Source organism: Rhodococcus coprophilus NBRC 100603 (assembly GCF_001895045.1).
GTDB classification, from domain to species: domain Bacteria; phylum Actinomycetota; class Actinomycetes; order Mycobacteriales; family Mycobacteriaceae; genus Rhodococcus; species Rhodococcus coprophilus.
Window position 1 is genome coordinate 132,838 of the sequence record NZ_BDAM01000007.1, and the last position, 26,417, is coordinate 159,254.

The following is a 26,417-nucleotide window of genomic DNA, read 5'->3' on the forward strand; positions in this document are numbered from 1 at the left end:
ACAGGAGGGTCGTTGCGTCAGCAACCCAAGAAGGGTACATGAGCCAGCCCTGACCAGGGAAATCGACCACCGCCCCGAACAGAAGATTTGACCTAGGGTGATTCCATGCGCACGAGCCCCAGGACGATCTCGCTCGTCGCGGTGCTGACGTGCGCGGTGGCGCTCTGGCTCGGATACCTCAACAAGGCCCGCTGTGCAGGTCCACCGTTCGACGAACTCGGTCGCACGATCCGCTTCGAGGACATCAAGGACGCGCACGTCTGCTATTCCGACATCCAGCAGTTGTGGCTCGGACGTGGCATCAATCTCCACCAGTTCCCCTTCGTCGACGGCAGCATCGACGCGGCCGGGAATCTCGTCGGAGGCGCCGTCGAATATCCCGTGCTCAGCGGTCTGCTGATGTGGCTGGGCGCCATCGGCGTCCATACCGACGCGGACTTCCTGCTGCAGTCCGCCCTGCTTCTCGCGCCGTTCGGTCTCCTCACCGCGTGGCTACTCGCGCGCCTCGCGGGATGGGCCGCCCTCGCATGGTCGGCGACACCGCCGCTGGTGCTCTACGCGTTCCTCAACTGGGAACTTCCGGTCGTCGCGGTCACGGTCCTGGCTATCGCGGTGGTCGGCGTCGAACGCTGGTCGCTGCGCACGCGCGGCGTCCTCGCGGCGGCGCTCCTCGCAATAGGGTTCTGTCTGAAGATCTATCCCGGCATCTTCGTGCTGCCGTTGATGATCTACGTGTTCACCGGCGGTCGTGCGCCCCGCACGGTGCGTGACGTTCGCGGCGCGCTTGCGGTGGCCGCGACCGCAGTGGCGACGACGATCGCGATAAACCTTCCCTTCGCTGTCGTCGGCTACGAGGGGTGGCGCGCGTCGTTCACGTTCCAGCAGAACCGCGCGGCCGACGGGACGAGCAACACGATCTGGTTCTGGGGTCTGCGTCCACTGCTGGGCGGCTACGAGGGCACCGCTGTGACACCTGAGTTCAACACGGTGGTCGCCTGGGTGTCGCCGCTGCTCATCGCCGCATCGTTCGTTCTCGCCCTGTGGCTCGGCCGGCGGCGGTATCTCCGCGACGGCGTCTACCCGTGGCTCTCGGTCGGAGCGGCGATGCTGTGCGGCTTCATGCTCTTCCACAAGGTCCACTCGCCTCAGTACACGCTGTGGTTGTTGCCGCTGCTGGTCCTGCTGCGGGTTCCGTGGCGGCTCGTCGCGGCATATCTCGTCGTCGACCTCGCGATAGGCATCGGTGTCTTCCGCTGGTTCTACGCGACCGGGGGTGCGATCGACATCGAACTACCGCTCGTTCTCACCACCATCGGCGTGTGGGGTCGCGCGATACTGTTGGTCGTGCTGTTCTTCGTCTTCCTGCGCGCACCGCGGCGGCCGCCGCCCGGCATCCCACCCGCGGAGCACGGTCGGGAAGCCCTCGGCACGGAAAGCGTTCGATGAGCGACATCTGGTCCGAACACCCGCCTCTCGACGGTGCGCGCGTGCGGCTCGATCCCCTGACCGCCGCACATGCGCCCGGGCTGCTGGCCGCCGCCGACGATCCCGAGAACATCTTCCGCTGGTCGAACGCGGTGATCCGTGACCCCACCGAAGCGGAATCGTTCGTGCGCAGCGCCGTCGACGATCCGGACCGGCAGCCCTACGCGGTGATCGACAAGGACACCGGCGCCGTCGTGGGCTCCACCTCGTACTACCTGCTCGAACCGGAACACCGGAAACTCACGATCGGGCACACCTGGCTGTCGACAACGGTCCAGCGCACCCACGTCAACACCGAAGCGAAACTGCTGTTGCTGCGCCGCGCCTTCGGAGACCTCCGTGCGGTACGCGTGGAGTGGCACACCGACGAGTTCAACACTCGTTCCCGCGACGCCCTCGCCCGCCTCGGCGCCCACCACGAAGGAATGCTGCGCAAACACCGGCGGCGACGCGACGGCAGCTGGCGGACGACTGCCCTGTTCTCGATGACGGACGACGAGTGGCCCGCCGCGCGGGTGCGGCTGGAAGCACGGCTGAACCGATGACGTCGTCACCTTCGACCGGCAAGGAGTAGAGATGGGCAAGGTGGCCTGGGGATTCACATGCTCGATCGACGGCTTCATCGCCGGACCCGGTCACGACATGAGCTGGTTGTCGGCGTCAGAGCCACTTGCCGAGGGCACGACGGAACGCATGGCCGGAGACGTCGCGGTGATCATCTCGGGCAGGGCGGAGTACGACGCGGGCGACAGGGATGTGCAGATCATCAGTGCCGACATCGCCCGGCAGGCGCTCGAGCACGACCTGATCGACGAGTTGCAGGTCTTCGTCGCGCCGGGCGGGCGGCGACTCGACTGGGACCTGATCGACATCTACGAGGACAGTCCGCGGAGCTTCGGGCGGACGTACCGTCCGAAGGGGCACCGGGTCGCTCGGTCCGAGCAACAATCGGGGAAATCGGGATGAGCGACACCCTGCGCCCCGCGCTCACGCGCCTGAGAACCCCGGCACTCGTCGCGGCGGGCACGGCGGGCGTGTGCGCGGCAGTCGTGTGGGCCGACCCGACCACTCCGGGCGGCGTGATCCCACCGTGCCCGACCTACACGATCTTCGGCATCTACTGTCCGGGGTGCGGACTCTCTCGCATGCTGTATTCGCTTGTGCACCTGGATATCCAGGCCGCGCTGCACTACAACGCCTTGGGCGTGGTGGCGGTGGCGATCGCGGTGGTGGCGTTTGCAGCATGGACGGTCGGCCGCGTGCGAGGCACCACGGGACCGCAATGGGGCCGCTCCCGGTGGGCTCCGCGGATCGCGCTGGTGACGATCGCGCTGTGGTTCGTCGTGCGCAACATTCCGGTCGCGCCGTTCACCGCCCTGCGTATCTGACCTGTCCGAAGCACGGGAGAAACGTCATGCCGCGCGTAGCGACGACAGTGCAGCGTGCTGCTCGACGCGGACACGGCGGGGGCTGAGAGCCATGGCTACCGCCGTCTGTTCGGGATCGAGGCCGACGATCGTGCGGAGGATCAGAATGTCCTGCTGGAGGCGCGTGAGGGGCGCGTCGCGCCGGACCGCGAAGCGGGTGTCGGCAGTCTCGGCCGCCAGGGAGTACGCAAGACGCAGGAACGGCAGGTCGGCACCGGACGGGGAGGCCAGCGCGGCGAGGATGGAACGGCACGCGTCGAGGGCGAGACGATCCGCCTCCGAGAACGGGTGCCCGACGTTGCGCGCCCGCGCCCGGCTGTAGGCCGATACCGCAGGGTGCAGGTCACGAAGCAGCAGCGGGAGCGCAGCGGCGTCACCGGCTGCGACCGAGCGCGCCAGGTCGCACGCCATGAAGCCCGAGGACGTACCTCCGACACCCAGACCCGATGCTCGTCCGTCCGTCGTCACACAACCCCCTCACTTCCTCTTCCAGCCTAGGACCCCGGGGCGCCAGAAGCCGTAATCCATTCGGATGATTTCGGTTGTCTCACCCGCTGATGAGCGGGGCGCAGCCGGTCCGGAAGCCAGGACGGCGGCGTGTCCGGCGCCTGATCGAGGACGCCGCCCACCGGGTCGTCGATGAACCCGTATCGGACCGGGTCGGCGGTCGGCCGCCGAATCTGCCACAGCACCGCGGCACACAGTGCCACCACCGCGACGTCACGAAGAAGGACGGTCACGGTGAACCACTGCTCGGGTAGCCCCTTGTGGGCGGGACCGAGGTAGTAGTACATGCGTGGTACCCACACCAGGGCATCGACAGTCATCCAGGCGAGCAGTGCTCTGCGGTGGGGAATGGCAAGCACCGCGAGAGGGACGAGCCACAAGGAGTACTGCGGACTCCACACCTTGTTGGTGAGCAGAAACGCCGCGACGACCAGGAAAGCCAATTGGGCCAGCCGCGGACGGCGCGGAGCCGTGAGCGCCACCCACCCGATGCCGGCACACGCTGCGGCGAACAGCACGAGTGACACGGTGTTGAGAGTGGACGGTGCCCAGTCCGGCCACCCGACGAACGAGTGCAGCACGTTGTAGATCGAGTCGGGATCGGCGCCTCGCTCGGAGTTCAAGCGGAAGAACTCCGCCCAGCCCTTCGGGTACAACAGCATGATCGGCAGATTCACCAGCAGCCATGTCACCGCCGTCGCGCCCGCCGTCCGGTAGAACGCAGGGAGTTTCCCGGTGCGCAGGCACAGGACGAACAGCGGTCCGAGCAACAGCAGCGGATACAGCTTCGTGGCGGCTCCGAGGCCGAGCAGCACACCCGCGAGGACGGGCCGGCGTCGCGCCCACGCAAGCAATCCACCGGCGGCGAACGCAGTGGTCAGCGCATCGAAATTGGTGAAGGCGTGGACGATCACGAGCGGAGAGGCCGCGACGAGCGCAGCATCCCAGACACGCCGGCCCGCCGACATGGCCGTGGCCCACACGGTCGCGAGCCACGCCAGCGCGAGTCCCCAGGCCACGACATTTAAATAGAGCGCCACCTGAAGGCCGCCGGGGAGCCAGGGTGTCGCGTCCCATGCCTTCGCGATCCGCATGGACGCGTACTGGTACAGACCCGCGACGACCGGATACTCCATGTACCGGGTCTGCATCTGCCCGTCGGGGCCCGGTTCCTCCCACGACGTCTTGTAGGGGAATGCGCCTTCACTGAGACGCTCCGCCCCGTACAACGGCACGATGTCCGAGTAGCACATCGCCACGTACTGGCGATTGTCGCTCCAGTCGAGGCCGAGTTCGCCCGCGGGCCCCATCGGCGCCTGCTGGATGCACGCCGCCTTCGTGAACCAGCCGAAGGCGAGAAACACCACCGCGAGCAGAAGCATCGCGCGCACGGGAGTGAAGAAGCGGGCCCGGCCGATCATGGCGTGCCTACCGACGGGACCGCCGATCAACGTGGTCAGGCGCGACACCATCGGGTCGGTACGACCCGGGGTGTCGCGCCAATCCACCGATCGGCGATCCTCGGCGAGGGGTCCCGGAGACACCGGTTCCCGGTTTGTGTGCTCCCCTTCGTCGATCACGCGACCTGTTTACCGTGCCGGCGCGAGTTCAGGCCGTAGTTGCTGAATCTGCCCCTGCGCGCCGGGGATCGTCTGCTGCTCGTTCTGCCCCGGTACACGGTTCTGCGTGGTCTGCTGCGACGGCGAGTTCTCCTCGTCGTTGCCGCTGACCCCGCCGCCGGATTCTTCCTGTTCCTCTTCCACTCCGGAGTCCGGACGCGACGGCACCGTCGGCCGGGTGGTCTGCGGCGCGACTCCCGGTACCGGAATCGTGACACCCGGGAAGATCTCCACGTTCTGGGTGGTGATCTCCGGGATCTCCGGAATGGTCGGAATGGTGCGGGTGGTCTCGGGCGCCGTCTTGGTGGGCTTCGCCGTTTCCGACACCGTCCACGAGGGCACACCCGCGACACCCGAGATCGCTCCGGGCTTGGGGAAGGATTCGACCTCGGTGCCCTCGAGCGCACCGTCCATCGTCTCCTTCCAGATGTCGGACGGAAGCCCGGAGCCGTAGATCATCCCGCCCCAGCTGTTCTCGAGCGGGAGGCCTTCCTCGGTTCCCATCCACACCGCGGTCGAGAGCGACGGGGTGTAACCGACCATCCACGCGTCCTTGTTCGAGCCGGTGTCACCGAGCTGCGCCGTACCGGTCTTCGATGCGGACGGACGGCTTCCCGCGAGCGCGTGCCCGTTGGAGTAGGCGGCGATCGGCATCATCGCGGCGGTGGTGTTGTCGGCGACGACCTCGTCGACCACCTGCTCGCCGACAGGGCTGCCCCGGTCCAGCAGGACCTCACCCTCGGACGTGACGACCTTCTGCACGAAGTACGGCTCGTGGTACCGGCCGGATGCCGCCAGCGTCGCGTAGGCAGATGCCATGTCGAGCACACGGGACTGGTACTGGCCCAGCACGATGCCGTAGTTGGGGCCGGCGCCGTTCGGCTCGGTGAGCGTCTCACCGATGCCGGGAACTTCCTTGGGGATGCCCAGCTTGTGCGCCATATCGGCGATGGCCTGCGGGCCGTCGTCCATCTCGAGCATCATCCGGTAGAAGCTCGTGTTCAGCGATCGCTTGAGCGCCTCGGCGATGGTGCACTCGCCACACGACTGGCCTTCGACGTTGCCGATCTTGATGCCGTTGACGGTCAGCGGACCGCTGTCGTAAGTCTTGGACAGCGGCACACCCTGATCGAGGTTCGCGGCGAGACCGAATACCTTGAACGACGAACCCGTCTGCAGGCCCGCATTCGCGAAGTCATACCCGATTCCGTTCTCACCACCGTAATAGGCGCGCACGGCTCCGGACCGGGGGTCGACCGAGACGACGGCGGTGCGAAGTTCCTCCGGTTCGCCTTCGAGGGTGTTCCTCACTGCGTCGAGCGTGGAGGACTGCGCCTTTGCATCGATGGTCGTGGTGATCTCGAGACCGGCGGTGTTGAGCAGGGTCTCGTCGATCCCCTCGGCTGCCAGCTCGCGCAGCACCTGGCCCTTGATCAAGCCCTCGGGGCCCGAGGACTGATCGCCGTTGTCGAGTTCTGCCAGCGGAACGTATGCCGGGTACTCCATACCTTCGCGGTCGGCGGAGTTGAGGGTGCCGGCGTCCACCATGCCGTTGAGCACGTAGGTCCAGCGGGACTTCGCGCCCTCGGGATTCTGTTCGGGATCGAGCAGCGACGGCAACTGGATGGAGGACGCGAGAACCGCGCCTTCCTCGATGGTCAGTTCGTTGACCGGCTTGCCGAAGTACGCATTCGACGCGGCCGAGATGCCGTACGCACCGCGACCGAAGTAGATGGTGTTGAGGTATGCGGCGAGGATGTCGTCCTTGGACCACTGGTTCGCCATCTTGACCGAGAGGACGAGTTCCTTCATCTTGCGGGTCAGGCTGCGCTCGTTGCCGACCAGCGCGGTCTTGACGTACTGCTGCGTGATGGTCGAACCACCGCCTGCGCTCTCACGTCCGAGGATGTTGTCGCGCGCGGCACGGATGAAACCGGTCGCGGAGAACCCGGGGTTGGAGTAGAAGTCGCGGTCCTCCGCTGCGAGCACGGCGTTCCGTACGTGCAGTGGGATCTGATCGAGTGCGACCTCTTTGCGGTTGCCTTCGGGCGGGATCACCTTGGTGATGACGCCGGTTCCGTCGGAGTTGTAGATCGTCGCAGCCTGATTGGTGACGAGCTCACCCGGGCGCGGCACATCTTGCGCCACGTACGCAAGCATGAAGGCGAGCAACGGTACGAGCATGCCTGCCGCGACCACGCCGTAACCGATACGACGGATGGTGCGCCAGCGCGTGTTCTTACGGCCACCGCCTCCGCTGCCACCACGACCGCCACCGCCCTTACGGCCGGTGGGAGGCGGCGTCCCGGGAGGACCACCCGCGACGGCGGTCGTCGGACGCGAGTCCTGCGCAGAGCGCGACGGCGGGCCGGCGGGGGTCGCCACGCGGCGGGTCGCCGCACCGGGATCGGACGGACCGCCCTGGGGACCACGAGCCGCATCCTGCGGCGGCCGCTGGGGACCCCTGGCCGGGGACATGCCGCCGGGGGCACCCGGCTGGAACTGCTGCGTGCGCTGCGGAGGGTTCGCTCCCGGCGGCACCGGACCGGCGCCCGGTCCGCGAGGCGGCTGGGCGTTCGGGTTCTGAGCGTTCGGGTTGGGAGGCACAGGACCGCGACGCGGGGGATACGGCTGCCCCTGGGGCGGCCGGCCCTGCTGTGGGTACGGCTGGGGAGGGTACGGCGGACGGCCGCCGGGCTGCGGCGGCTGAGGCTGGCCGGGCCGGCCCTGGGGGCGCGGCTGAGGCGGCAACGGTCGTCCCTGGGCGGGTCCCCCTTGCGGCGCCGGTCGCTGCTGCGGCGGCGGACCTCCCGGGTTGTCCCGGTGAGGCGGGTTCGACCTGTTGCCCTCGGGTTCGTTGTCGGGGGAACTCACGTACTCATCTCCAACTGTTTGCGCGACGGATGGCGCCGCATCTCCGAATGCCCGTCCGGAGACGGGCACACGACGATTCGATCGTGCTGGCGGTATGCGGGAAGGAACTTCATCGGGCAGCGTTCGCTCACGTCGTCCGGGGCCCGTTCACTCGCTTGCGGTGCGACGGTCCTGCCCCGTCGACCGGCGACGTGGGCGCTTCGGGGCCGGCTGCGACCCCAGCACGTACGACTGCACCAGGTGATTCCAACTACACGTGCGACATACCTCGACCACATGGACCGAGAATTCCTCCTGGCTGGCAGCCAGACGGGTCAGCTCTTCGGGCGTGCGGGCCGACCCGGACACCGGGCCGAGCTTCTCTCCGAAGACCCACGAGACGAGGGTCACCTGCTCCTTCCGGCAGATCGGGCAGGTGACGTCGCTGCCCAAGCCGTGGAACTTCGCTGCCCGCAGCAGGTAGGGGCCGGCGTCGCAGACTTCTGCCACCCCTCGCCTCCCCGAATAGACCTCGGCGAGCAGCGACCGACGCTGCAACGCGTAGTCCACCACCTGCCGCTGAATTCGCACGGACCCCAGAGTACGTGCGCCGAGCCGACAGGTGGGTGCGGAGTGGTAACAGCAACCATGGGACGCACGGCGATCTGGGTCACGCCGGAGGGCCCGGCGATACACAGACCACGTACGGGAGCCCGTTCCGGGTGTACGGCCTGCTCCCACAATTCCGCCCTAGGCGTATCGTCGTTTATATCGGCGCGATATAGTTTTGTGTCGTATCAATCGGTTGGTTCGCTCGGACAAGGAGGTGACTCGTGCTTGAACTCGCTATCCTCGGCCTTCTTCTCGAGTCGCCCATGCACGGGTACGAGCTGCGTAAACGTCTCACCGGGCTCCTCGGGCCGTTCCGTGCCTTCTCCTACGGGTCGCTCTATCCCACCCTGCGGCGCATGCAGGCGGACGGGCTCATCGAAGAAGATTCGGGAGTACCCGGCACCGTCAAACGACGTGCCCGGCGCGTGTATCGGCTCACACCGGTGGGGCGGGAACGCTTCACCGAACTGGTCGCCGACACGGGACCCCAGAACTACACCGATGACGGATTCGGTGTGCACCTCGCTTTCTTCAGCCGCACCCCCGCCGAGGCGCGGATGCGGATTCTCGAGGGCAGGCGCCGCCAGGTCGAGGAGCGCCGTGAAGCGCTCCGCGACGCGATCGGACGGGCCGGCGGCACCTTGGACCGCTACACCCGTCAGCTCCATCAGCTCGGCCTCGAGTCGAGCGAACGCGAAGTGCGTTGGCTCAACGAACTGATCGCCGCCGAGCAGTCGACAGCAGCACGCAACAAAGAAGGAGAACCCGACCATGGGTGAGAACAGCACCTCGGTGCGCGTGGCCATTGTGGGCGTGGGGAACTGTGCCTCGTCCCTGGTCCAGGGCGTCGAGTACTACAAGGACGCGGACGCCACCGCTTCCGTCCCCGGCCTGATGCACGTGGAGTTCGGCTCGTACCACGTGCGCGACGTCAAGTTCGTTGCCGCATTCGATGTGGACGCCAAGAAGGTCGGCTTCGACCTGTCCGAGGCGATCCTCGCGAGCGAGAACAACACCATGAAGATCGCCGACGTACCGCCGACCGGCGTGACCGTGCAGCGCGGCCACACCCTCGACGGCATCGGCAAGTACTACTCCGAGACCATCGAGGTCTCCGAGGCCGAGCCTGTCGACGTCGTGCAGGCACTCAAGGACGCCGAGGTCGACGTTCTCGTGTCGTACCTGCCCGTCGGCTCCGAGCAGGCCGACAAGTTCTACGCACAGTGCTGCATCGACGCCGGTGTGGCGTTCGTCAACGCACTGCCCGTGTTCATCGCATCCGACCCCGAGTGGGCGAAGAAGTTCACCGACGCGGGTGTCCCCATCGTCGGCGACGACATCAAGTCGCAGGTCGGTGCCACGATCACCCACCGCGTGATGGCGAAGCTGTTCGAGGACCGCGGTGTCGTGCTCGACCGCACCTACCAGCTCAATGTCGGCGGCAACATGGACTTCAAGAACATGCTCGAGCGTGAGCGTCTCGAGTCCAAGAAGGTCTCCAAGACCCAGGCCGTCACGTCCAACCTCACCGGCCCGCTCGCCGGCAAGGTTCACGACCGCGACGTGCACATCGGCCCGTCCGACTACGTGCAGTGGCTCGACGACCGCAAGTGGGCGTACGTGCGCCTCGAGGGCCGCGCCTTCGGTGACGCCCCGCTCAACCTCGAGTACAAGCTCGAGGTCTGGGACTCGCCGAACTCCGCCGGCATCATCATCGACGCCATCCGTGCGGCGAAGATCGCCAAGGACCGCGGCATCGGCGGACCGATCCTGCCGGCTTCCGCGTATTTGATGAAGTCCCCGCCGGTCCAGATGGCGGACGACAAGGCCCGTACCGAGCTCGAGGCCTTCATCATCGGCGCCGACGCCTGATTCGCGCCTCGTTCCACCGGATGTCACATTCGGGCAGTGCTCGTACTGCCCGAATGTGACATCCGTTTTTTGTTTCCGGAAGAGCGGTCAGGCCATCCGGCGGACGACCGACAACGGCAGCACCCTCATCGCGAGGCCCAGCGGGAACCACGGCCACGCAGGCACGTAGGCGCGGGCAGGCTCTCTCTCGATCGCCGCCGCCAGTGCGCGACATCCCGTTTCGGTGTCGACGATGAACGGCACATTCTTGACCTTCTCGTTGATCTCCGACCGGATGAAGCCGGGGTAGATCGTGCTCACGCCGATTCCGGTGTCCGCCAGGTCCGCCCGCATCCCCTCGCCGAGCGACGCCACCGCCGCCTTCGAGGCCGCGTATGTGGTCATGTTTCTCGGCATCCCGCGCAGAGCGCTCATCGACGAGATCAGCACGACGTGGCCCGCATTACGCGGCCTCATGAGTTCGAGTGCCGCCTCGCTCTGTGCCAGGGCGCCGAGGAAGTTGGTGTTCGCTGTCTGCACGTTCGCCCGGAAGTAGCCCGTGCCCAACGGTTGTCCCTTACCGAGCCCCGCGTTGACGACGACCCGGTCGATTCCCCCGAGTTCCTCGTCGAACTCGCGGAAGACGGTGAAGACGTCCTCGTGCCGGTCGACGTCGAGAGCGCGCAGCGTGACGGTGATGTGCGGGTGTTCGGTGAGCAACTCCGACCGCAACTCCTCGAGCCGCTCGACACGTCGTGCCGCCAGCGCGAGATTGCGTCCCCGCGCTGCGAACTCACGCGCCATCCCGGCGCCGAGACCGGAACTCGCGCCCGTGATCAGGATGTTCTGTCGTTCCGGTCGAGCCATCACACTTCGCTTTCGATTCGGTCGATCAGCGCGTTGCAGCGCGTATCGAGGTAGCCCACTATCACCCAGAAGTCCTTGAACGCCGGGTTCGTGGTCTGTCCGTGGTAGTAGCGGAAATAGATCTGCTGCGCGATGACGGCGAGCCGGAACAGTCCGAAGACCTCGTAGAAACCCCAATTGTTCACCGGCAGGCCGGTTTTCTCGGAGTAGTAGTCCACGATCTCTTGCCGCGTCAGCATTCCCGGAAGGTCCGAGGGCTGTCGCTTGGTCGCGAGCAGCAACGGATCGTCGTCGGCCTGCACCCAATAGGCAAGCGAGGAACCGAGATCCATCAGGGGGTCGCCGACGGTCGCGAGTTCCCAGTCGAGCACCGCCAGCGGTGCACACGGGTCGTTCTCGTCGAGGACGACGTTGTCGAGACGGAAGTCGCCGTGGATGACGGTTTGCGCCACGTCGGCGGGCTGCGCTTCCTCGAGCCACACCCGCACCCGATCGAAGTCGGGAACGTTGTCGGTGCGGGCCTTCTCGTACCGGGACGACCATCCCGCGACCTGCCGGGCGACATATCCGGTGCCGCGGCTGAATTCGTCCAATCCCGTAGCCGCAGGGTCGACGCTGTGCAACTCGACGAGCAGGTCGACGACCCGCAGGCACAGCCGACGGGTCTCTTCGGGGGTGAGTGCGAGGTCCGCCGGCGGATTCGTGCGCAGAATTGTTCCGCGTACCCGCTCCATCACGTAGAAATCGCTGCCGAGGACGCTGTGGTCGGTGCACAGTCCGATCATCGTCGGCACGTACGGATAGACCGGCGCCAGCAACGACTGGATGCGGTACTCGCGGACCATGTCGTGACCCGAGGACGGTTTCGCCCCCACCGGCGGTCGCCGCAGTACGAGATCACGGTCGGGATACCTCAGCAGATACGTGAGATTGGAAGCCCCACCGGCGAACTGATGTACCTCGGGTACGCCGCCGATGCCCGCATGCTCGGAGAGCCACGATGCGACCGCCGCGACGTCGAACCCATCCTCTTCACGGACTTCGCGTGCGTTGTCGGGAAGAGCGGTCACTTCTGCCGCACCCCACCCTGCTTGTACTTTCCGAGCTCGCCCCGCGCGACCAGACTCTGATGAACCTCGTCCGGCCCGTCCGCGAGGCGCAGCGACCGCGCCGCCGTCCATGCGCCGGCGAGCGGAAAATCGTCGGACAGCCCTCCGCCGCCGTGGATCTGGATCGCGAAATCGACGATCTGCTGCGTCACCCGCGGCGCAGCGATCTTGATCTCCGATACCGCCGACCGGGCGCCGGCAAGACCTTGCGTGTCGAGCAACCACGCCGCGTGAAGGACGAGCAGACGCAACTGGTTGATCGCGATGCGCGCGTCGGCGACACGCTCACGGTTACCACCGAGGTCGATGACGGGCTTGCCGAACGCGGTGCGTTCGAGTCCGCGCCGGCACGCGAGTTCGAGAGCATGTTCGGCGAGACCGACCAGTCGCATGCAGTGGTGGATACGGCCGGGACCGAGCCTGCCCTGGGCGATCTCGAATCCGCGGCCGGGTCCTGCGATGATCGCGTCGAGCGGCAGTCGCACGTCGGTGAAGGACACCTCGCCGTGGCCCGCGGGTTCGTCGTAGAAACCCATGGTCGGCAACATGCGTTCGATCGTTACGCCGGGGGTGTCGACGGGTACGAGAACCATCGAATGTCGCTGATACTTGTGGGCTTCGGGATCGGTCAGGCCCATGAAGATCAGGACTTTGCAGTCCGGGTGCCCGATGCCGGTGCTCCACCACTTGCGTCCGTTGAGCACCACCTGGTCGCCGTCCACCACGGCGGTCGCGGCCATGTTCGTGGCATCGGACGAGGCGACGCCCGGTTCGGTCATGCAGAACGCAGACCTGATCTCACCGTCGAGCAGGGGACGGAGCCACTGCTCCTTCTGGGCTTCGCTGCCGTAGTGGTAGAGCACCTCCATGTTGCCGGTGTCCGGAGCGGAGCAGTTGAACACTGCCGAGTAGAACGGCGAGCGTCCCATTTCTTCTGCGAGGGAGGCATATTCGACGTTCGACAGACCGGCCCCGAGTTCCGGATCGGGGAGAAAGAGATTCCACAGACCCTGGGCGCGTGCGGCGCGCTGGAGCTCGCGGAATTCGTCGGTCACTGCCCAGGTGTCTGCACCGGAGGTGTCCTGACGCTGGGCCTGCGCGACACCGCGGGCGGCATGGAGGCGGGCTTCCACAGGAGCAACCTCGTCGGCGATGAAAGTACGGAGCCGCTCGAGATAGTCGCGGCTGCGGTCGGACTGTCCGAAATCCATGTGCGCCTTCCGTAGGGCGGTAAATGAGCAATGCTCAGTTAGGCTAACCGGATGAGCACCCCGCGACAAGAGGACGGCAGACGACGCCGGCTGCCACCCGAGGAGCGACGCCGGCAACTCGTCGCCATCGGTCTGCAGGAACTTGCCGCGCGTCCCATCCACGCGCTCTCGATCGACCGAGTCGCCGAACTCGCCGGGATCTCCCGCAGCCTGCTGTTCCGCTACTTCCCGACCAAGCAGGACTACTACGTCGCGGTCGTCGGATCGGCCGCGCGCCGCCTGCTGCGTGCGGCGGTCCCCGCACCCGGCGATCCCGACCCTCTCCGGGCCGTTCTGCGCGCCTTCGTCTCGTTCGTCGACCGCCACGGCGACAACTATCAAGCCTGCTTCCACGGCGGCTACGGCTCCGACCCGCAGATCCGGGAGATCCACGGCTCGATGAAGAACACGCTGGTCGACCGCGTGATCGCGGCACTCGGTTGCCCGGACACCCCGCTCACCCGGATTCGGCTGCGCGGATGGTGGTCGATGGTCGAGTCGCTCGCGATCGACCGGTTACGCGAACCGAATCTCTCCGTGGACGACGTCGTCGACTACGCGAGCACGCTCCTGCCGCCGGTCCTCACACCGGCCGACGGTTTCACAGACCCGGAATCTGGATCGTGACCCCGGGGAAGACCTCGATCTGCGGCGGAACCTGCACCGGCAACTGAACCGGCGGTGCCGGGATTATGATGGGCGGAAGGTTCGAGAAGTCGGGAAGCCGGCGTCCGGGCGGGGGCGTTTCCTTCGGCGGTTCGATGCCCGGGTCGGCGGGCACACCGGCCTGACCGTCGATCGGAGCCGGCCACGGGAAGCTCTCGATCTCGGTGCCCGCGAGGGCCCGGTCCATCGTGCCCTTCCAGATGTCCGCCGGCAGGCTCGATCCGTAGATCGATCCTCCCGAGCGGTTCGTGATGGGGCCCGCGTCGGGAGTTCCGATCCAGACCGCGGTCGACAGGGAGGGCGTGTAACCGACCATCCATGCGTCCTTGTTGAGTCCGGTCTCGCCGAGCTGGGTGGTGCCGGTCTTCGCCGCAGCCGGCCGGCCGCCCGCGAGACCGTGCCCGCGCGAATGCGCCGGGATGGGCAGCATCGCCTGCGTAGCGTTGTCGGCGACGGCAGGATCGATGCGCTGCTCGGCGGGGGACGCGGGCCGGTCCAGAAGCACCACACCGTCGCCCGTGACGACCTTCTGCACGAAGTACGGCGCGCGGAACGTTCCCGACGCCGCGAGCGTCGCGTAAGCCGATGCCATGTCGATGACCCGCGACTCGTACTGGCCCAGCACGATGCCACCCTCCGGTGGCCCGTCGGTGGTTCCGAGCGTCGTACCTTCCACTCCTGGAATAGTTTTCGGAATACCCGCCCGATGCGCGATGTCGGCGATCTTCTGGGGACCGTCCTGCAGAGACAACATCTGCCGGTAGAAGCTCGTGTTGAGCGACCGCTTGAGTGCCTCCGCAATGGTGCAGCGCCCGCACGATTCGCCCTCGACGTTGCCGATCTCGAGGTTGCCGATCTTCAGGGGAGAACTGTCGTACTTCGCATTCAGCCCGATTCCCTCGTCGAGAGCGGCGAGCAGGCCGAACACCTTGAACGACGAACCGGTCTGCAGCGGAGCCTGCGCGTAATCGAAACCGGCACCGTCTTCGCCGCCGTAGTACGCCCGCACGGCGCCCGAGCGCGGGTCGATCGAGACCACCGCGGTACGCAACTCGGGGTTCTCACCCTCGAGCGTGCCGCGCGCAGAATCCACCGCGGCCTGCTGGGCGACGGGATCGATGGTCGTGGTGATACGCAGTCCCTCGGTGTTGAGCACCTGTTCGCTGATTCCGGCCTGCGACAGTTCGCGCAGCACCTGAGTACGGATCAGGCCCTCCGGACCCGTCGCCTGGCTGGCGAGAGCGAGCGTGTTCGACGGCACGGTGTCGGGGAAAACCTGTGTCGCGCGCTCGGATTCGTCGAGCACTCCCATGCCCACCATGCCGTCGAGCACGTAGTTCCAGCGCTGCTCGACAGCGAGGCGGTTGTATTCGGGATCGAGCGTCGACGGCGTCCGGATCACGCCCGCGAGCACAGCGCCTTCGGCCACCGACAACTCGCCGACGGACTTACCGAAGTACGCCTGCGACGCCGCTGCGATTCCGTACGCGCCGCGCCCGAAATAGATCGTATTGAGGTAGGCCACGAGGATCTCGTCCTTCGACCATTCGCGCGCCATCTTCGTGGAGATGACGAGTTCGCGCATCTTCCGGTCGAGGGTCCGGTCGGCACCGACGAGAACGTTCTTGACGTACTGCTGCGTGATGGTGGAACCACCGCCCGCGCTCTCCTTGCCCATGACGTTGTCGCGAGCAGCGCGGGCGAAACCGGTGATCGAGAAACCCGGGTTGGTGTAGAAATCGCGGTCTTCCGCCGACAACACCGCGTTGCGGACATGCTCCGGCACGTCGTCGATGGTGATCTCGACGCGGTTTCCCTCGGGCGGCACGACCCGCGTGATCTCGGTCGTGTCGTCGGACGCGTAGATCCGCGCGATCTGATTGGTCTTGAGGTCGGCCGGACGCGGTACCTCCACCGACGAATACGACGACATGAAGAAGCCTGCGGGCACGATCACGAGAAGCGCGACGACGGCGAGCACCACATATCGCGCTACCCGCCACCGGCGGGCCTTCGCGGACGCGGCAGCAGCACCGTGTCTGCCGGCTGTCGGGCGTTTCGAGGAAGTCACACGTACCGCTTTCTCCGGAGTCCGGGACGGGCAAATCGCACCGCCGAACGCATGATACGGAAAGTGCCCGACCCCATTGATCTACGAACAGGTCATGGACCGGTGCGCCGCCAAGCCCGGAACGCGAACCACCAGGCCACGGCGAAGCCGAGAAGCACCAGCGACGGGACGATGCCCGGCGCCGGTGACATCAGTTCGGCTACCGCACCGATCACCGCGAAAACGGTGAAGATGCTGAGGAAGCCGAGCAGCATCTCCAGTTGCTGCCGTCTCGGAACGCGTTTCACGACTTGACGCCACCCGCGGTCAGACCCGAGATGATCCGCCGCTGGAACAGCAGAACCATGATCACGAGCGGCACCATGACCAGGGTGCCGCCGGCCATGATCGACGCATACGGGGTGACGTACGGGTCGGTGCCGGTGAACCTGGCCATCGCGACCGTCACCGGCGCCGTGCGTTCGCTCGAGAGCTGCGACATCAGCAGGTACTCGTTGACCGTCGCGATGAACGCGAGGATCGCGGTGGTGAACAGCGCCGGGGCGGCCAGCGGCAGCATCACGAGACGGAACGCCTGCCCGCGCGTGGCACCGTCCATCCGGGCGGCCTCTTCGAGTTCCCACGGAAGATCGGAGAAGAACGACGTGAGTGTGTACACCGTCAGCGGCAGCACGAACGAGATGTTCGGAATGATCAGCGCCTGATAACTGCCGATCCAGCCGATGTCGGTGAACAACTGGAACAGCGGCGTGACGAGCGCGACCACCGGGAACATCGAGGCGCCCAGGATGATGCCGGTGACGAAGTACTTGCCGCGGAACTCGAACCGCGACAGCGCATAGGCCGTGAACACACCGATGAGCAAAGCCACCGCGGTGGTGGCGCCCGCGATGATCACGCTGTTGAGCAGCGCACGCGAGAAGTTCACCTTGGCCGCGGGATCGAGTGCGTCCGCGAAGTTCTGCAACGTCGGGTTCGACGGCCACAGGGACGTGCTGAAGGTGTCCTTCGGGTCCCGCAGTGCGGTGACGATCATCCAGTAGCACGGTGCGAGGCCCCACACGACGATGATCGCGACCCCGAGATAGGTGCCCAGTGACCGCCACCGGGTCCTGGATGTGCGCGCGGCGGTCATGCGACCTCTCCCTTTCGCTGCTTCTCCTGGGTACTGACCGCGTTGGCGCCCAGGAACCGGACGAGGACGAATGCGCACGCGAAGATTATGAGGAACGTGATCGTCGACAGTGCCGACGCCGAATTGGCGCCCTGCCGCATCTGGTCGACCACGAGCACCGAGATCGTGGACGTCGCCGGGTTGGAGCCCATCATGATCGCGGGCAGGTCGTACATGCGCAGCGCATCCATGGTGCGGAACAGGATCGCCACCATCAGCGCGGGTTTGACCAGCGGCAACGTGATCTGCGTGAAGCGCTGCCACGCGTTGGCGCCGTCGACCTTCGCGGCCTCGTACACGTCGGACGGGATCATCTGCAGGCCCGCGAGGATGAGCAACGCCATGAACGGCGCGGTCTTCCACACGTCGGCGACGATGATGGCGAACCGGGCGGGCCACGGATCGGCGGTCCACATGATGTCGGTGCCGAGCAGTTTGTTGGCGACTCCGTCGTTGGCGAAGATGAAGAACCAGAGCTTGGCGGTGACGGCCGTGGGAATCGCCCACGGCACCAGGACCGAAGCGCGCAACAGTCCGCGGCCGCGGAACGACTTGGCCATCACCAGCGCCATCGCGAAACCCACCACGGTTTCGAGCGTCACGGTCACGCCCGTGAAGAAGAACGTATTGAAGATGGACTGCCAGAACTGGGAGCCGAGCGTCCCCGGAGGGCAAGGGATCGTGCCGGTGGCCGTCCCGCAGGTCTGGGTGAGCCAGCGCGTGTAGTTCTCGATTCCGACGAAGCCACCGGTGACGAACCGGCCGGTCTCGGGATCGAGGGTCTTCGCGTCACCGTGCATCGACATCCACACCGCTCGTCCGAGCGGATACAAGATGATGACGGCCAGGACGATCATCGACGGAGCGACGAACATCCATATCGGTATCGTGCTGCGCTTCTTCACCACCGGTACGGGCGTGTTGGGCACACGATGCCGTCCACCGACACGCCCGCGGTCGGGACCTGGCATGGTCCCGACCGCGGCGTCGTGTGGCGGATCCGCGGGAATACCGACCTGCGGTTCTGCCATGTGTACTGCTCCTAGAGCATCAGTTGCCGGCGGTTGCGATGCCGGCCGAGGTGTCGTCCAGCGCCTGCTGAACGGTCTTCTCACCGCGGATCGCGGCGTAGGAGTTGTCGGAGATCGCCTTGGACACGGCCGAGTAGTACGGCGACGCCGGACGCGGCTTGGCAGCCTCGAGAACTTCCTTCAGCGTGGTGAAGTACGGGTACTGCTCGATGATCGCCGCATCGTCGTAGACCTCGGCGAGGACGGGAGCGCCACCGGCTTCGGCGTAGTACAGCTGCGACTGACGCGTCTGCATGAACTCGAGGAAGTCACGAGCGGTCTCCGGCGCATCGCTGAACGAGCTGATGCCGACGTTGTAACCGCCGAGCGTGGACGCGCCCGGACCGTCGACACCCGGGAGGACGGCGATGCCGTACTTACCGGCGATCGAGGAGCTCTCACCGTCGGTGTAGAAGCCCGGCCACGTGCGCAGGAACATCGCTTCGCCGTTGCCGAACGCGGTCTGCGACTCGCCCTCACTGTAGGTCTGGGCAGCAGCCGGGATGATGTTGTCCTCGAACGCGTCGACGATGAACTGCAGGCCCTCTGCGGTCTGCTCGTCGATGGCCGATGCGAGACCGTTCTCACCGACGAAGGATCCACCGAAGCCGTTGACGATCTCGGTGACGTTGACCGTCAGACCTTCGTAGTTCTTGAACTGGCCGAGGTAGCACGCGATGCCCGCTTCTTCTGCCTTCGGGCATTCGGCCTTCAGCTCGTCCCACGTGGTGGGTGCCTGGTCGACGAGGTCGGTGCGGTAGTAGAGGAACGCACCGTTCGTGTTCTTGGGGGCCGCGTAGAGGGTGCCGTTGTAGGTGGCGGACTCGACCGTGGCGGGCAGCAGACCCTCGGTGTCGATCGCGTACTCGCCCTCGAGGGGGCGCAGCCATCCGTTGGCGGCGAATTCCGCGGTGTTGGTGACGTCGACGGCGATGAGGTCGTACTCGTCGCTGCGCGCCTGCATACGCTGCGCGATGTCGTCGTACTGGTCGTTGGCCTCCGCTGCGAGCGGCTTGAACGTGACCTGCTCGTCCGGATGGTCGGCGTTCCAGTCGGCGATGATGCTCTCGAGCGCCGTGTTCAGGGGATCCTGCCCCTCGACGATCGTGATCGGTCCGCGGCCGCCGGCCGCTGCGGCACTGGTGTCGCCGTCGTCGCTGCCTGCGTTGTCGTCGGACGAGCACCCTGCGAGGACGAGCGCTGTGGCCGCCGTCGCGGCGATCGCGGCTCTACGCATCGCCTTCGTGTTGAGAATCATCAACAATCTCCCCATTCGAGGTCGGAAAAAACTCGCCGGTAACACGGGGGTTACCGACACAGGGCACTACTGTGGCACGCGCCACCGCGAAAAGTCGGCATTCCGCCCATCTTGGACCGGTCCGGTGTCGGGTTCGGCCCCCTCCACCGCCCCGGCGAAAGTCAGCCGATACGTGCTCCATCGGAGGCCTTGAAGATGTGGACCCGCTCCGGATCGAACCGCAGATACACGCGCTCGCCCTTCTGCGGCGGGCTCCGCCAGTCGCTCCGCGCGACGATCTGCTGCTGTTCACGGCCACCGACGACCGCGCGACCGTAGACGTACGCCTCGGAACCGAGTTCTTCGACGACGTCGACGTCCATCGGGATGCCCTCGCTCGAGATCTCGAGATGCTCGGGACGGATACCGAGCGTGACTTCGGACTCGGTGACCTGACCGACCACGTCGCGGGGCACCGGCACCCGGGTATCGCCGAGCATCACGCAGCGATCGATCACCGGCAGACGGAACAGATTCATCGCCGGCGACCCCATGAATCCGGCGACGAAGACGTTGGCGGGCTTGTTGTAGAGCACGCGCGGCGACGCGCACTGCTGCAGCACGCCCTTGTCGAGCACTGCGACGCGGTCACCCATCGTCATCGCCTCGACCTGGTCGTGGGTGACGTAGACGGTGGTGGTGTTCAGCCGGCGCTGCAGTTGCGCGATCTGCGTGCGGGTCTGCACGCGGAGTTTGGCGTCGAGGTTGGAGAGCGGTTCGTCCATCAGGAATACCTGCGGTTGCCGGACGATCGCGCGGCCCATCGCGACACGCTGTCGCTGGCCACCGGACAGTGCCTTGGGCTTGCGGTCGAGAAACGGCTCGAGGTCGAGCATCTTGGCGACTTCGACCACCCGCTCCCGGATCTCGCTCTTGGGATGCTTCGCGAGCTTGAGCGCGAACCCCATGTTCTCGGCGACCGACATGTGGGGATACAGCGCGTAGTTCTGGAAGACCATCGCGATGTCGCGTTCCTTCGGGTCCTGCGCGGTGACGTCGCGGTCGCCGATGAGGATGCGGCCGCTGTGCACTTCTTCGAGCCCCGCGAGCAGGCGCAGGGAGGTGGACTTCCCGCATCCCGAGGGCCCGACCAGAACAAGGAATTCCCCGTCCTCGATCTCGAGATCCAGCGAATCGACCGCGGGTGTACTCGAGCCCGGGAACAGGCAGACCGCCTTGTCGAAGGTCACCGAGGCCATCGCAGATCCTTTCCGAAGCGGAACACAGGCACGTGCGGTACGGGAATCTACCGTGTTTGTCGCGTATTTCCGGTACTCGGCGTGAACTCGTCGTCGTCGCCCCAGACCTGGATGCCGCGCACTCCGGGAACGTCCCCGCGGTGGAACACAGGGTCACGCCCCTGCTTCCGCTGGGCGGTGTAGTTGTGGAACATCGCGTAGGCGATACCCGAGAGCGGGATCAGCGCGACGAGATTGACGATCGCCATCACTCCCATGGACAGGTCGGCGAGCGCCCAGACGAGGGGAACCGACCCGATCGCGCCGAGGAACACACACAGCACCACCGCGGCTCTCAGATACGGCAGCGCTCTGCGGTTCCCGGTGAGAAATTCGATGTTCGATTCGCTGTAGTAGTAGTTGCCGATGACCGAGGTGAACGCGAGAAAGAAGATCATGACGGCGAGGAAATGCACGGTCCAGTCGCCGAGTTGCAGCGACAACGCGTTCTGGGTCATGGCCGCACCCTCGATCCCTCCACCGAACTGAGGTTCGGACAACAGGATGATGAACGCGGTGATCGAGCAGACGAGCCAGGTGTCGAAATACACGCCGAGGCTCTGCACGAGTCCCTGCTTGACCGGGTGCGATACCGAGGCGGTGGCGCCGGCGTTGGGTGCCGATCCCATCCCCGCTTCGTTCGAGAACAGGCCCCTGCGGATGCCGTTCATGAATGCCGCACCGAATCCGCCGCCGACGATCTCGCGAAGCCCGAACGCGTTCTCGAAGATCAACCGGAACATCCCGGGAACCTCGCCGATGTTGAGGACCACGACCACGATCCCGATCACCAGATACGCGGCCGCCATCACCGGAACCACGATCTGCGACACCGACGAGATCCGCCGGACGCCACCGAAGATCACTGCGGCCACGCACAACGCGACTCCTATCCCCACGACGACCTGCAGACCGAAGGTCTTCTCACCGACCGAACCGGCGACCGCATCGACGATCGAGTTGGTCTGCACCGCGTTGAACACGAGTCCGTAGGTGATCGTGATGATCACCGCGAAGATCATTCCCATCCAGCGCTTCCCGAGGCCGTACTGCATGTAGTACGCGGGCCCGCCGCGGTAGGCACCCTTGTCCCGCACTTTGTACAACTGCGCGAGGGTCGATTCCAGAAAGGCCGTCGACGCACCGATGAGCGCCATGGCCCACATCCAGAACACCGCGCCCGGGCCTCCGAGGCTGATCGCGATCGCGACCCCGGCGACGTTGCCGGTACCGACGCGGGACGCCGCCGAGATCGAGAACGCCCGGAACGCGGAGATTCCGCGCTCCCCGTCGGGCAGGTCCAACGGTTTCTCGACGATGGAACGCAGCATGTCCGGGATCAGCCGGATCTGGATGAACCGGGACCGGAATGTGTAGTAGAGGCCGGATCCGATGAGCAACGCGATCACGGCGTACCAGAACCGGTCGTTGAGTTCGGTGACGAAATCGACTGCGACGTCCATCCTGCCGATCCTGGGCTGTTCACGGAGATCCCGCAGCGCTTTCACCCGGGCACACCGCGTCGGTGGGAAGACCTACCCTTTTCTGGTGAGCTCGGACAAGATGTTGACCCGGATCGGTGGCCTGCTGAGACAGGCCGAGTCCACGGACAATGCCCACGAAGCCGACGCGTTCATGGCTGCCGCTCAGCGCCTCGCCACCGCTGCCTCCGTCGATCTCGCGATGGCGCGGGCCCACACGGGCGCGAGAGAACGCCGAGCCGGACCGGTGCAGCGACTGGTCACCATCGGCGAGGTCGGCAAGAAGGGGTTGCGCACGTACGCGCAACTGTTCCTGGCCATCGCCGCCGCCAACGACGTGCAGTGCGACATCACTGCGACGTCGACGGTCATCTTCGCGTACGGCTTCGCCGAAGACATCGACGTGTGCGAGGCGCTGTACTCGTCGTTGCTCGTGCAGATGGTCCGAGCATCCGACGCGTACCTGCGCTCCGGCACCTACCGCAGCGAATCGACGGTCCGCACCGTCGTAGAGCGCCGGGGCGGGCGCGAGGTGCGGACGCGGGTGCGCAAACCGATCGCTCCCGTGACGGCGAGGCTGAATTTCCAGTCGGCCTTCGCCGCCCGTATCGGAGCGCGACTGGCCGAAACCAAGCAGGAGACCGAGAAGGAAGCCGTGTCGGCATCGCCTGGAACCGACCTGGTGCTCCGCGGAAAGGCCCTGGAGTTGCGTGACTTCTACCGCAGTACGTCGCAGGCGCGGGGGAGTTGGCGGGGCAACCGTGCCCCGTCTGCCCGCTCGACCGATGCGCAGCGGGCCGGCGACCGCGCGGGTCGGGCGGCCCGCCTGGGTACGGCACCCGAGCTTCCGTCGTCGCCGAGGAGGCTGGAGGAATGACCCGGGTTCGCGACATCCACAAGTCGGCGGTGTACGAGTCGGAGTCGTTGGTGCGCCGCATGTTCGATCTCGCCGACGAACGCGGCCTGCGGACGGTCGACGTGGCCGGATCGAGTGTCACGCTGCCCGTCGAACGGCGCTTCGCGTCTCTCGACTCCGTGCAGCGGTACGTCGACGCGGTTCTGGCACTGGACTGGGTACGGGCCCGCTGGTCCCGCGCCGCGGTACCCGTCCGTATCCGGGCCCGCGGAGGAAACACCGCCGCGCACTACGAAAACGATTGCGCCACGATCGCACTCCCCGAGCACCACGCCAATCGTGCGTGGGCCTTCCGGGAACTGGTCGTCCTGCACGAACTTGCGCACCATCTCGATCCCCAGGATCCGGACGACCCGACGGAAGCCGCCCACGGTGCCTGCTTCGTCGATCGGTTCCTCACGTTGGTGGGTGAGATAATCGGTCCGGAAGCAGCTTTCGTGCTCCGGGCGACCGGGATCAACGGGAGCGAACAGCGCGCCTGACGAACAATTCGCCGGGCGCGCTTTCGCACCTGCTGCACCTTCGAGTGCTTCACACTCCGGCGATCTCCACCCGGTCGTACGACGTCAGCCCGCCGGAAAGCACCCGCAGGTGGTCGTCCATGGTGCCGAGCGTGTGCTCGATCGCGGTGAGCCGGCTCAGGTAGTGGCCGATGGAGTGTTCGGCGGTGACACCGATGCCGCCGTGCATCTGCACCGCTTCCTGCCCGACCTTGCGTGCGGTGCGGCCCACCTGCAACTTCGCCCGCGAAGCGATGACCGGATCGACGATGCCGTCCGCCAGTGCCATGGTCGCGTACAGGCTCATGCTGGCCGCCAGTTCGTACATCACGTACATATCGGCGGCGCGGTGCGTCAGCGCCTGGAACATCGACAGCGGCACGCCGAACTGCTTGCGCTGCTTGAGATAACTCGTCGTCAGCTGAACCGACGCATCGATCGCTCCGACCGCTTCGGCGCACAGCGCGGCTTGCGCGCGGACGACGGCAGCGGTGATCGCGGAGGACGCGTCGACGGCGTCACCGAGGGGTTGCGCGGCGGCGCTGTCCAGCACGATCTGCGCGCCGCGTCGCTCGTCGTTCGTGCGATACACGGTGCGTGTGAGACCGTCTGCTCCGGCATCGACCAGGAACAGGCCCACACCACCGTCGGGGAGTTTCGCGGACACCACGAGCATCTCCGCGCAATCGCCGTGCAGCACAGGGTTCTTACGGCCGGAGAGGACCCACCGGTCTCCGTCGCGGGTAGCGGTGGTGGCGACGTCGATCGCGGGCCACCGGCTACCGGGCTCGTCGTGCGCGAAAGCTAACCGGAGATCCCCTTCGGACAACCGCGGTACGAGTTCGGAACGCTGTGCCTCACTACCGAGTTCGGCGACGAGACCGCCCGGCAGGTACACCGCGGCCAGTACCGGTTCGGGTGCGAGCGTGCGGCCCATTTCGGTCATGACCGCCATGACCTCCACCGGGCCGGCACCCATGCCTCCGTATTCCTCCGCGAAAGGCAGTCCGAGCACTCCCAGTTCGGCGAGTTGCTTCCACACCTCGGGGCTCCACCCCAGGTCGCTGTCGGAGACCCGGTTGCGGGCTTCCACGTCGTACGCCGCAGTGAGCATGTCGCGGACGGTCTTACGGAGCAGATCCTGCTCGGTGTCGAGTTCGAAATTCATGTCCTGGGCCTCACAGTCCGAGAATCGAAGAAGCGATGATCGAACGCTGTACCTCGCTCGAACCGCCGTAGATGGTCACCTTGCGGGTATTGAGGTAGGCAGGAGTGGTGAGTTGCGCCCACACCGGCGAATCGATGTCCGAGGCGCCGGACGGAAGCGAGTCGGGTCCCGCAACGTCGACGAGAAGCTCGGTCGCCGCCTGCTGCAGTTCGGAGCCACGGATCTTCAGCAGCGACGATGCCGGATTGGGCTTGCCATCGGCGGATCCGGCGACCACTCTCAGCTGTGTGAGTTCGAGAGCGAGCAGTTCGTTCTCGAGTTCGGCGAGACGCGCGGCGAAGAGCGGATCCGACAGCAGAGTGCCGTCTCCGACCGATATGTCGGCCGCGAGGCTCTTGGCGCGAGCGAGCCTGACCTTGGTTGCGCCGACACGGGCGATCCCGGTGCGTTCGTTGCCGAGCAGGAACTTGGCCTGCGTCCAGCCCGTGTTCTCTTCTCCGACAAGGTTTTCTGCGGGAACACGCACGTCCTCGAAGAACACTTCGTTGACCTCGTGGCTGCCGTCGATCAGCTTGATCGGCCGACGGGTGACCCCGGGTGTATTCATGTCGATGAGCAGCATCGAGATACCGGCCTGCTTCTTCACGTCCGGATTGGTGCGGACGAGGCAGAAGATCCAGTCGGCGTGCTGCGCGAGGGTGGTCCAGGTCTTCTGTCCGTTGACGATGTAATCGTCACCGTCGCGCACCGCGCGGGTCTTGAGCGAGGCGAGATCCGATCCGGCTTCGGGCTCGGAGAATCCCTGGCACCACCAGATGTCGAGGTTGGCGGTGGCGGGGAGGAAGCGCTCTTTCATTTCCTGCGAGCCGAACTGCGCGATGACAGGACCGATCATCGACGCATTGAACGGCAGCGGTTCGGGCACCGACGCGAGTTGCATCTCGCTGAGCCAGATATTGCGCTGCATGGGGGTCCAATCCTGACCACCCCACTCGACAGGCCAGTTCGGGACGGCTAGGCCCCGAGCATGGAGAATACGCTGAGTCGCGATGAAGTCGTCCTTGCCGAGAGATTTGCCGGCAGCGACCTTCGAGCGCACATCGGCGGGGATCTCGGTGGTGAAGAAGGTGCGCATCTCGTCACGGAATGCGCGCTCCTCCTCGGTGAGCTTCAGGTTCATGGGGGCCTTCCGTCACGAGTGGTGGCAATGGCTCATGAGCGCCCGGATCCGCGTTTTGCGGATTGTGGCGCCCAAC

At 66.1% G+C, this 26,417-nt stretch carries 25 protein-coding genes; 9 read left to right on the top strand and 16 right to left on the bottom strand.

Annotated features, from left to right (window positions below; all coding sequences use genetic code 11):
• Positions 1 to 105 precede the first annotated feature (105 nt).
• From RDCOP1_RS12545 to RDCOP1_RS12560, 4 genes are read left to right on the top strand one after another with little or no spacing between them, the layout of a single operon-like run.
• Positions 106 to 1,446, top strand: coding sequence for a glycosyltransferase 87 family protein (locus tag RDCOP1_RS12545; protein WP_072700993.1), 1,341 nt, complete (start codon positions 106 to 108; stop codon positions 1,444 to 1,446).
• Positions 1,443 to 2,030, top strand: a complete 588-nt coding sequence (locus RDCOP1_RS12550; protein ID WP_072700995.1) for a GNAT family N-acetyltransferase — start codon at positions 1,443 to 1,445, stop codon at positions 2,028 to 2,030. Before RDCOP1_RS12545 ends, RDCOP1_RS12550 begins: the two co-directional genes overlap by 4 nt.
• A gap of 31 nt (positions 2,031 to 2,061) precedes the next feature.
• Positions 2,062 to 2,451: a dihydrofolate reductase family protein gene (locus RDCOP1_RS12555; RefSeq protein ID WP_072700997.1), complete on the top strand. Its 390-nt coding sequence runs from the start codon at positions 2,062 to 2,064 to the stop codon at positions 2,449 to 2,451.
• Positions 2,448 to 2,873, top strand: a complete 426-nt coding sequence (locus RDCOP1_RS12560) for a DUF2752 domain-containing protein (RefSeq protein ID WP_072700999.1) — start codon at positions 2,448 to 2,450, stop codon at positions 2,871 to 2,873. The genes RDCOP1_RS12555 and RDCOP1_RS12560 overlap by 4 nt, the downstream gene beginning before the upstream one ends.
• Positions 2,874 to 2,897: 24 nt before the next feature.
• On the opposite strand, the gene RDCOP1_RS12565 is transcribed toward RDCOP1_RS12560, so the two are convergent.
• The 4 genes from RDCOP1_RS12565 to RDCOP1_RS12580 form a co-directional block, all read right to left on the bottom strand.
• A complete protein-coding gene (locus RDCOP1_RS12565; RefSeq protein ID WP_072701001.1) occupies positions 2,898 to 3,380 on the bottom strand; it encodes an RNA polymerase subunit sigma-24 in 483 nt (160 codons plus the stop codon).
• 26 nt (positions 3,381 to 3,406) lie between these two features.
• On the bottom strand, positions 3,407 to 4,999 hold the full coding sequence (locus RDCOP1_RS12570) for a glycosyltransferase family 87 protein (protein WP_231922865.1): 1,593 nt from the start codon (positions 4,997 to 4,999) through the stop codon (positions 3,407 to 3,409).
• A gap of 9 nt (positions 5,000 to 5,008) precedes the next feature.
• On the bottom strand, positions 5,009 to 7,222 hold the full coding sequence (locus tag RDCOP1_RS12575) for a transglycosylase domain-containing protein (protein ID WP_231923065.1): 2,214 nt from the start codon (positions 7,220 to 7,222) through the stop codon (positions 5,009 to 5,011).
• 837 nt (positions 7,223 to 8,059) lie between these two features.
• A complete protein-coding gene (locus RDCOP1_RS12580; protein WP_072701005.1) occupies positions 8,060 to 8,482 on the bottom strand; it encodes a DUF5318 domain-containing protein in 423 nt (140 codons plus the stop codon).
• A gap of 242 nt (positions 8,483 to 8,724) precedes the next feature.
• On the opposite strand from RDCOP1_RS12580, the gene RDCOP1_RS12585 reads away from it, so the two are divergent.
• Both RDCOP1_RS12585 and RDCOP1_RS12590 read left to right on the top strand, forming a co-directional pair.
• Positions 8,725 to 9,282, top strand: a complete 558-nt coding sequence (locus tag RDCOP1_RS12585) for a PadR family transcriptional regulator (protein ID WP_072701007.1) — start codon at positions 8,725 to 8,727, stop codon at positions 9,280 to 9,282.
• Complete coding sequence (locus RDCOP1_RS12590) at positions 9,275 to 10,375, top strand: inositol-3-phosphate synthase (protein ID WP_072701009.1); 1,101 nt, start codon at positions 9,275 to 9,277, stop codon at positions 10,373 to 10,375. The genes RDCOP1_RS12585 and RDCOP1_RS12590 overlap by 8 nt, the downstream gene beginning before the upstream one ends.
• An 87-nt stretch (positions 10,376 to 10,462) precedes the next feature.
• Here the strand turns inward: RDCOP1_RS12590 and RDCOP1_RS12595 are convergent, their stop codons facing one another.
• The 3 genes from RDCOP1_RS12595 to RDCOP1_RS12605 are packed head-to-tail and all read right to left on the bottom strand — an operon-like array spanning position 10,463 to position 13,541.
• A complete protein-coding gene (locus RDCOP1_RS12595) occupies positions 10,463 to 11,221 on the bottom strand; it encodes an SDR family oxidoreductase (RefSeq protein ID WP_072701011.1) in 759 nt (252 codons plus the stop codon).
• Positions 11,221 to 12,291, bottom strand: a complete 1,071-nt coding sequence (locus RDCOP1_RS12600) for a phosphotransferase family protein (RefSeq protein WP_072701013.1) — start codon at positions 12,289 to 12,291, stop codon at positions 11,221 to 11,223. Before RDCOP1_RS12600 ends, RDCOP1_RS12595 begins: the two co-directional genes overlap by 1 nt.
• Positions 12,288 to 13,541, bottom strand: a complete 1,254-nt coding sequence (locus tag RDCOP1_RS12605; RefSeq protein WP_072701015.1) for an acyl-CoA dehydrogenase family protein — start codon at positions 13,539 to 13,541, stop codon at positions 12,288 to 12,290. Before RDCOP1_RS12605 ends, RDCOP1_RS12600 begins: the two co-directional genes overlap by 4 nt.
• Before the next feature lie 51 nt (positions 13,542 to 13,592).
• On the opposite strand from RDCOP1_RS12605, the gene RDCOP1_RS12610 reads away from it, so the two are divergent.
• A complete protein-coding gene (locus RDCOP1_RS12610; protein ID WP_072701017.1) occupies positions 13,593 to 14,207 on the top strand; it encodes a TetR/AcrR family transcriptional regulator in 615 nt (204 codons plus the stop codon).
• Here RDCOP1_RS12610 and RDCOP1_RS12615 read toward each other — a convergent pair.
• The 7 genes from RDCOP1_RS12615 to RDCOP1_RS12645 form a co-directional block, all read right to left on the bottom strand.
• A complete protein-coding gene (locus RDCOP1_RS12615) occupies positions 14,182 to 16,317 on the bottom strand; it encodes a transglycosylase domain-containing protein (protein ID WP_072701019.1) in 2,136 nt (711 codons plus the stop codon). The genes RDCOP1_RS12610 and RDCOP1_RS12615 overlap by 26 nt on opposite strands.
• Positions 16,318 to 16,409: 92 nt before the next feature.
• Positions 16,410 to 16,604 (bottom strand): hypothetical protein, encoded by a 195-nt coding sequence (locus RDCOP1_RS12620; protein WP_072701021.1) that lies wholly within the window; start codon positions 16,602 to 16,604, stop codon positions 16,410 to 16,412.
• A complete protein-coding gene (locus RDCOP1_RS12625) occupies positions 16,601 to 17,452 on the bottom strand; it encodes a carbohydrate ABC transporter permease (protein ID WP_072701023.1) in 852 nt (283 codons plus the stop codon). Before RDCOP1_RS12625 ends, RDCOP1_RS12620 begins: the two co-directional genes overlap by 4 nt.
• Positions 17,449 to 18,522 (bottom strand): carbohydrate ABC transporter permease, encoded by a 1,074-nt coding sequence (locus tag RDCOP1_RS12630; RefSeq protein ID WP_072701025.1) that lies wholly within the window; start codon positions 18,520 to 18,522, stop codon positions 17,449 to 17,451. The genes RDCOP1_RS12625 and RDCOP1_RS12630 overlap by 4 nt, the downstream gene beginning before the upstream one ends.
• A 19-nt stretch (positions 18,523 to 18,541) precedes the next feature.
• The gene (locus RDCOP1_RS12635) at positions 18,542 to 19,819 is read right to left on the bottom strand and encodes an ABC transporter substrate-binding protein (protein WP_072701026.1); all 1,278 of its coding nucleotides are present in this window, start codon (positions 19,817 to 19,819) and stop codon (positions 18,542 to 18,544) included.
• Positions 19,820 to 19,980: 161 nt separating this feature from the next.
• The gene (locus RDCOP1_RS12640) at positions 19,981 to 21,057 is read right to left on the bottom strand and encodes an ABC transporter ATP-binding protein (RefSeq protein ID WP_072701028.1); all 1,077 of its coding nucleotides are present in this window, start codon (positions 21,055 to 21,057) and stop codon (positions 19,981 to 19,983) included.
• Between the two features lie 47 nt (positions 21,058 to 21,104).
• On the bottom strand, positions 21,105 to 22,559 hold the full coding sequence (locus tag RDCOP1_RS12645) for an alanine/glycine:cation symporter family protein (protein ID WP_072701030.1): 1,455 nt from the start codon (positions 22,557 to 22,559) through the stop codon (positions 21,105 to 21,107).
• A gap of 85 nt (positions 22,560 to 22,644) precedes the next feature.
• Here RDCOP1_RS12645 and RDCOP1_RS12650 point away from each other — a divergent pair, with 85 nt between their 5' ends.
• Together RDCOP1_RS12650 and RDCOP1_RS12655 are read left to right on the top strand one after the other, a co-directional pair.
• Complete coding sequence (locus tag RDCOP1_RS12650) at positions 22,645 to 23,454, top strand: DUF2786 domain-containing protein (protein WP_072701032.1); 810 nt, start codon at positions 22,645 to 22,647, stop codon at positions 23,452 to 23,454.
• Entirely contained in the window at positions 23,451 to 23,975 is a 525-nt protein-coding gene (locus tag RDCOP1_RS12655; protein WP_072701034.1) for a TIGR04338 family metallohydrolase, read from the top strand. The genes RDCOP1_RS12650 and RDCOP1_RS12655 overlap by 4 nt, the downstream gene beginning before the upstream one ends.
• 49 nt (positions 23,976 to 24,024) lie before the next feature.
• On the opposite strand, the gene RDCOP1_RS12660 is transcribed toward RDCOP1_RS12655, so the two are convergent.
• Both RDCOP1_RS12660 and RDCOP1_RS12665 read right to left on the bottom strand, forming a co-directional pair.
• On the bottom strand, positions 24,025 to 25,161 hold the full coding sequence (locus RDCOP1_RS12660; RefSeq protein WP_072701036.1) for an acyl-CoA dehydrogenase family protein: 1,137 nt from the start codon (positions 25,159 to 25,161) through the stop codon (positions 24,025 to 24,027).
• A 10-nt stretch (positions 25,162 to 25,171) separates the two neighbouring features.
• On the bottom strand, positions 25,172 to 26,341 hold the full coding sequence (locus tag RDCOP1_RS12665; RefSeq protein ID WP_072701038.1) for an acyl-CoA dehydrogenase family protein: 1,170 nt from the start codon (positions 26,339 to 26,341) through the stop codon (positions 25,172 to 25,174).
• Between the last annotated feature and the right edge of the window lie 76 nt (positions 26,342 to 26,417).

Bases quoted from the DNA above. Each gene is read 5' to 3' on its own strand.
- RDCOP1_RS12625 (WP_072701023.1), bottom strand. From the start codon at position 17,452: ATGACCGCCGCGCGCACATCCAGGACCCGGTGGCGGTCACTGGGCACC.
- RDCOP1_RS12555 (WP_072700997.1), top strand. From the start codon at position 2,062: ATGGGCAAGGTGGCCTGGGGATTCACATGCTCGATCGACGGCTTCATC.
- RDCOP1_RS12550 (WP_072700995.1), top strand. From the start codon at position 1,443: ATGAGCGACATCTGGTCCGAACACCCGCCTCTCGACGGTGCGCGCGTG.
- RDCOP1_RS12630 (WP_072701025.1), bottom strand. From the start codon at position 18,522: ATGGCAGAACCGCAGGTCGGTATTCCCGCGGATCCGCCACACGACGCC.
- RDCOP1_RS12560 (WP_072700999.1), top strand. From the start codon at position 2,448: ATGAGCGACACCCTGCGCCCCGCGCTCACGCGCCTGAGAACCCCGGCA.
- RDCOP1_RS12605 (WP_072701015.1), bottom strand. From the start codon at position 13,541: ATGGATTTCGGACAGTCCGACCGCAGCCGCGACTATCTCGAGCGGCTC.
- RDCOP1_RS12545 (WP_072700993.1), top strand. From the start codon at position 106: ATGCGCACGAGCCCCAGGACGATCTCGCTCGTCGCGGTGCTGACGTGC.
- RDCOP1_RS12610 (WP_072701017.1), top strand. From the start codon at position 13,593: ATGAGCACCCCGCGACAAGAGGACGGCAGACGACGCCGGCTGCCACCC.
- RDCOP1_RS12665 (WP_072701038.1), bottom strand. From the start codon at position 26,341: ATGAACCTGAAGCTCACCGAGGAGGAGCGCGCATTCCGTGACGAGATG.
- RDCOP1_RS12645 (WP_072701030.1), bottom strand. From the start codon at position 22,559: ATGGACGTCGCAGTCGATTTCGTCACCGAACTCAACGACCGGTTCTGG.
- RDCOP1_RS12655 (WP_072701034.1), top strand. From the start codon at position 23,451: ATGACCCGGGTTCGCGACATCCACAAGTCGGCGGTGTACGAGTCGGAG.
- RDCOP1_RS12660 (WP_072701036.1), bottom strand. From the start codon at position 25,161: ATGAATTTCGAACTCGACACCGAGCAGGATCTGCTCCGTAAGACCGTC.
- RDCOP1_RS12640 (WP_072701028.1), bottom strand. From the start codon at position 21,057: ATGGCCTCGGTGACCTTCGACAAGGCGGTCTGCCTGTTCCCGGGCTCG.
- RDCOP1_RS12635 (WP_072701026.1), bottom strand. From the start codon at position 19,819: ATGATTCTCAACACGAAGGCGATGCGTAGAGCCGCGATCGCCGCGACG.
- RDCOP1_RS12595 (WP_072701011.1), bottom strand. From the start codon at position 11,221: ATGGCTCGACCGGAACGACAGAACATCCTGATCACGGGCGCGAGTTCC.
- RDCOP1_RS12590 (WP_072701009.1), top strand. From the start codon at position 9,275: ATGGGTGAGAACAGCACCTCGGTGCGCGTGGCCATTGTGGGCGTGGGG.
- RDCOP1_RS12575 (WP_231923065.1), bottom strand. From the start codon at position 7,222: ATGCTCGTACCGTTGCTCGCCTTCATGCTTGCGTACGTGGCGCAAGAT.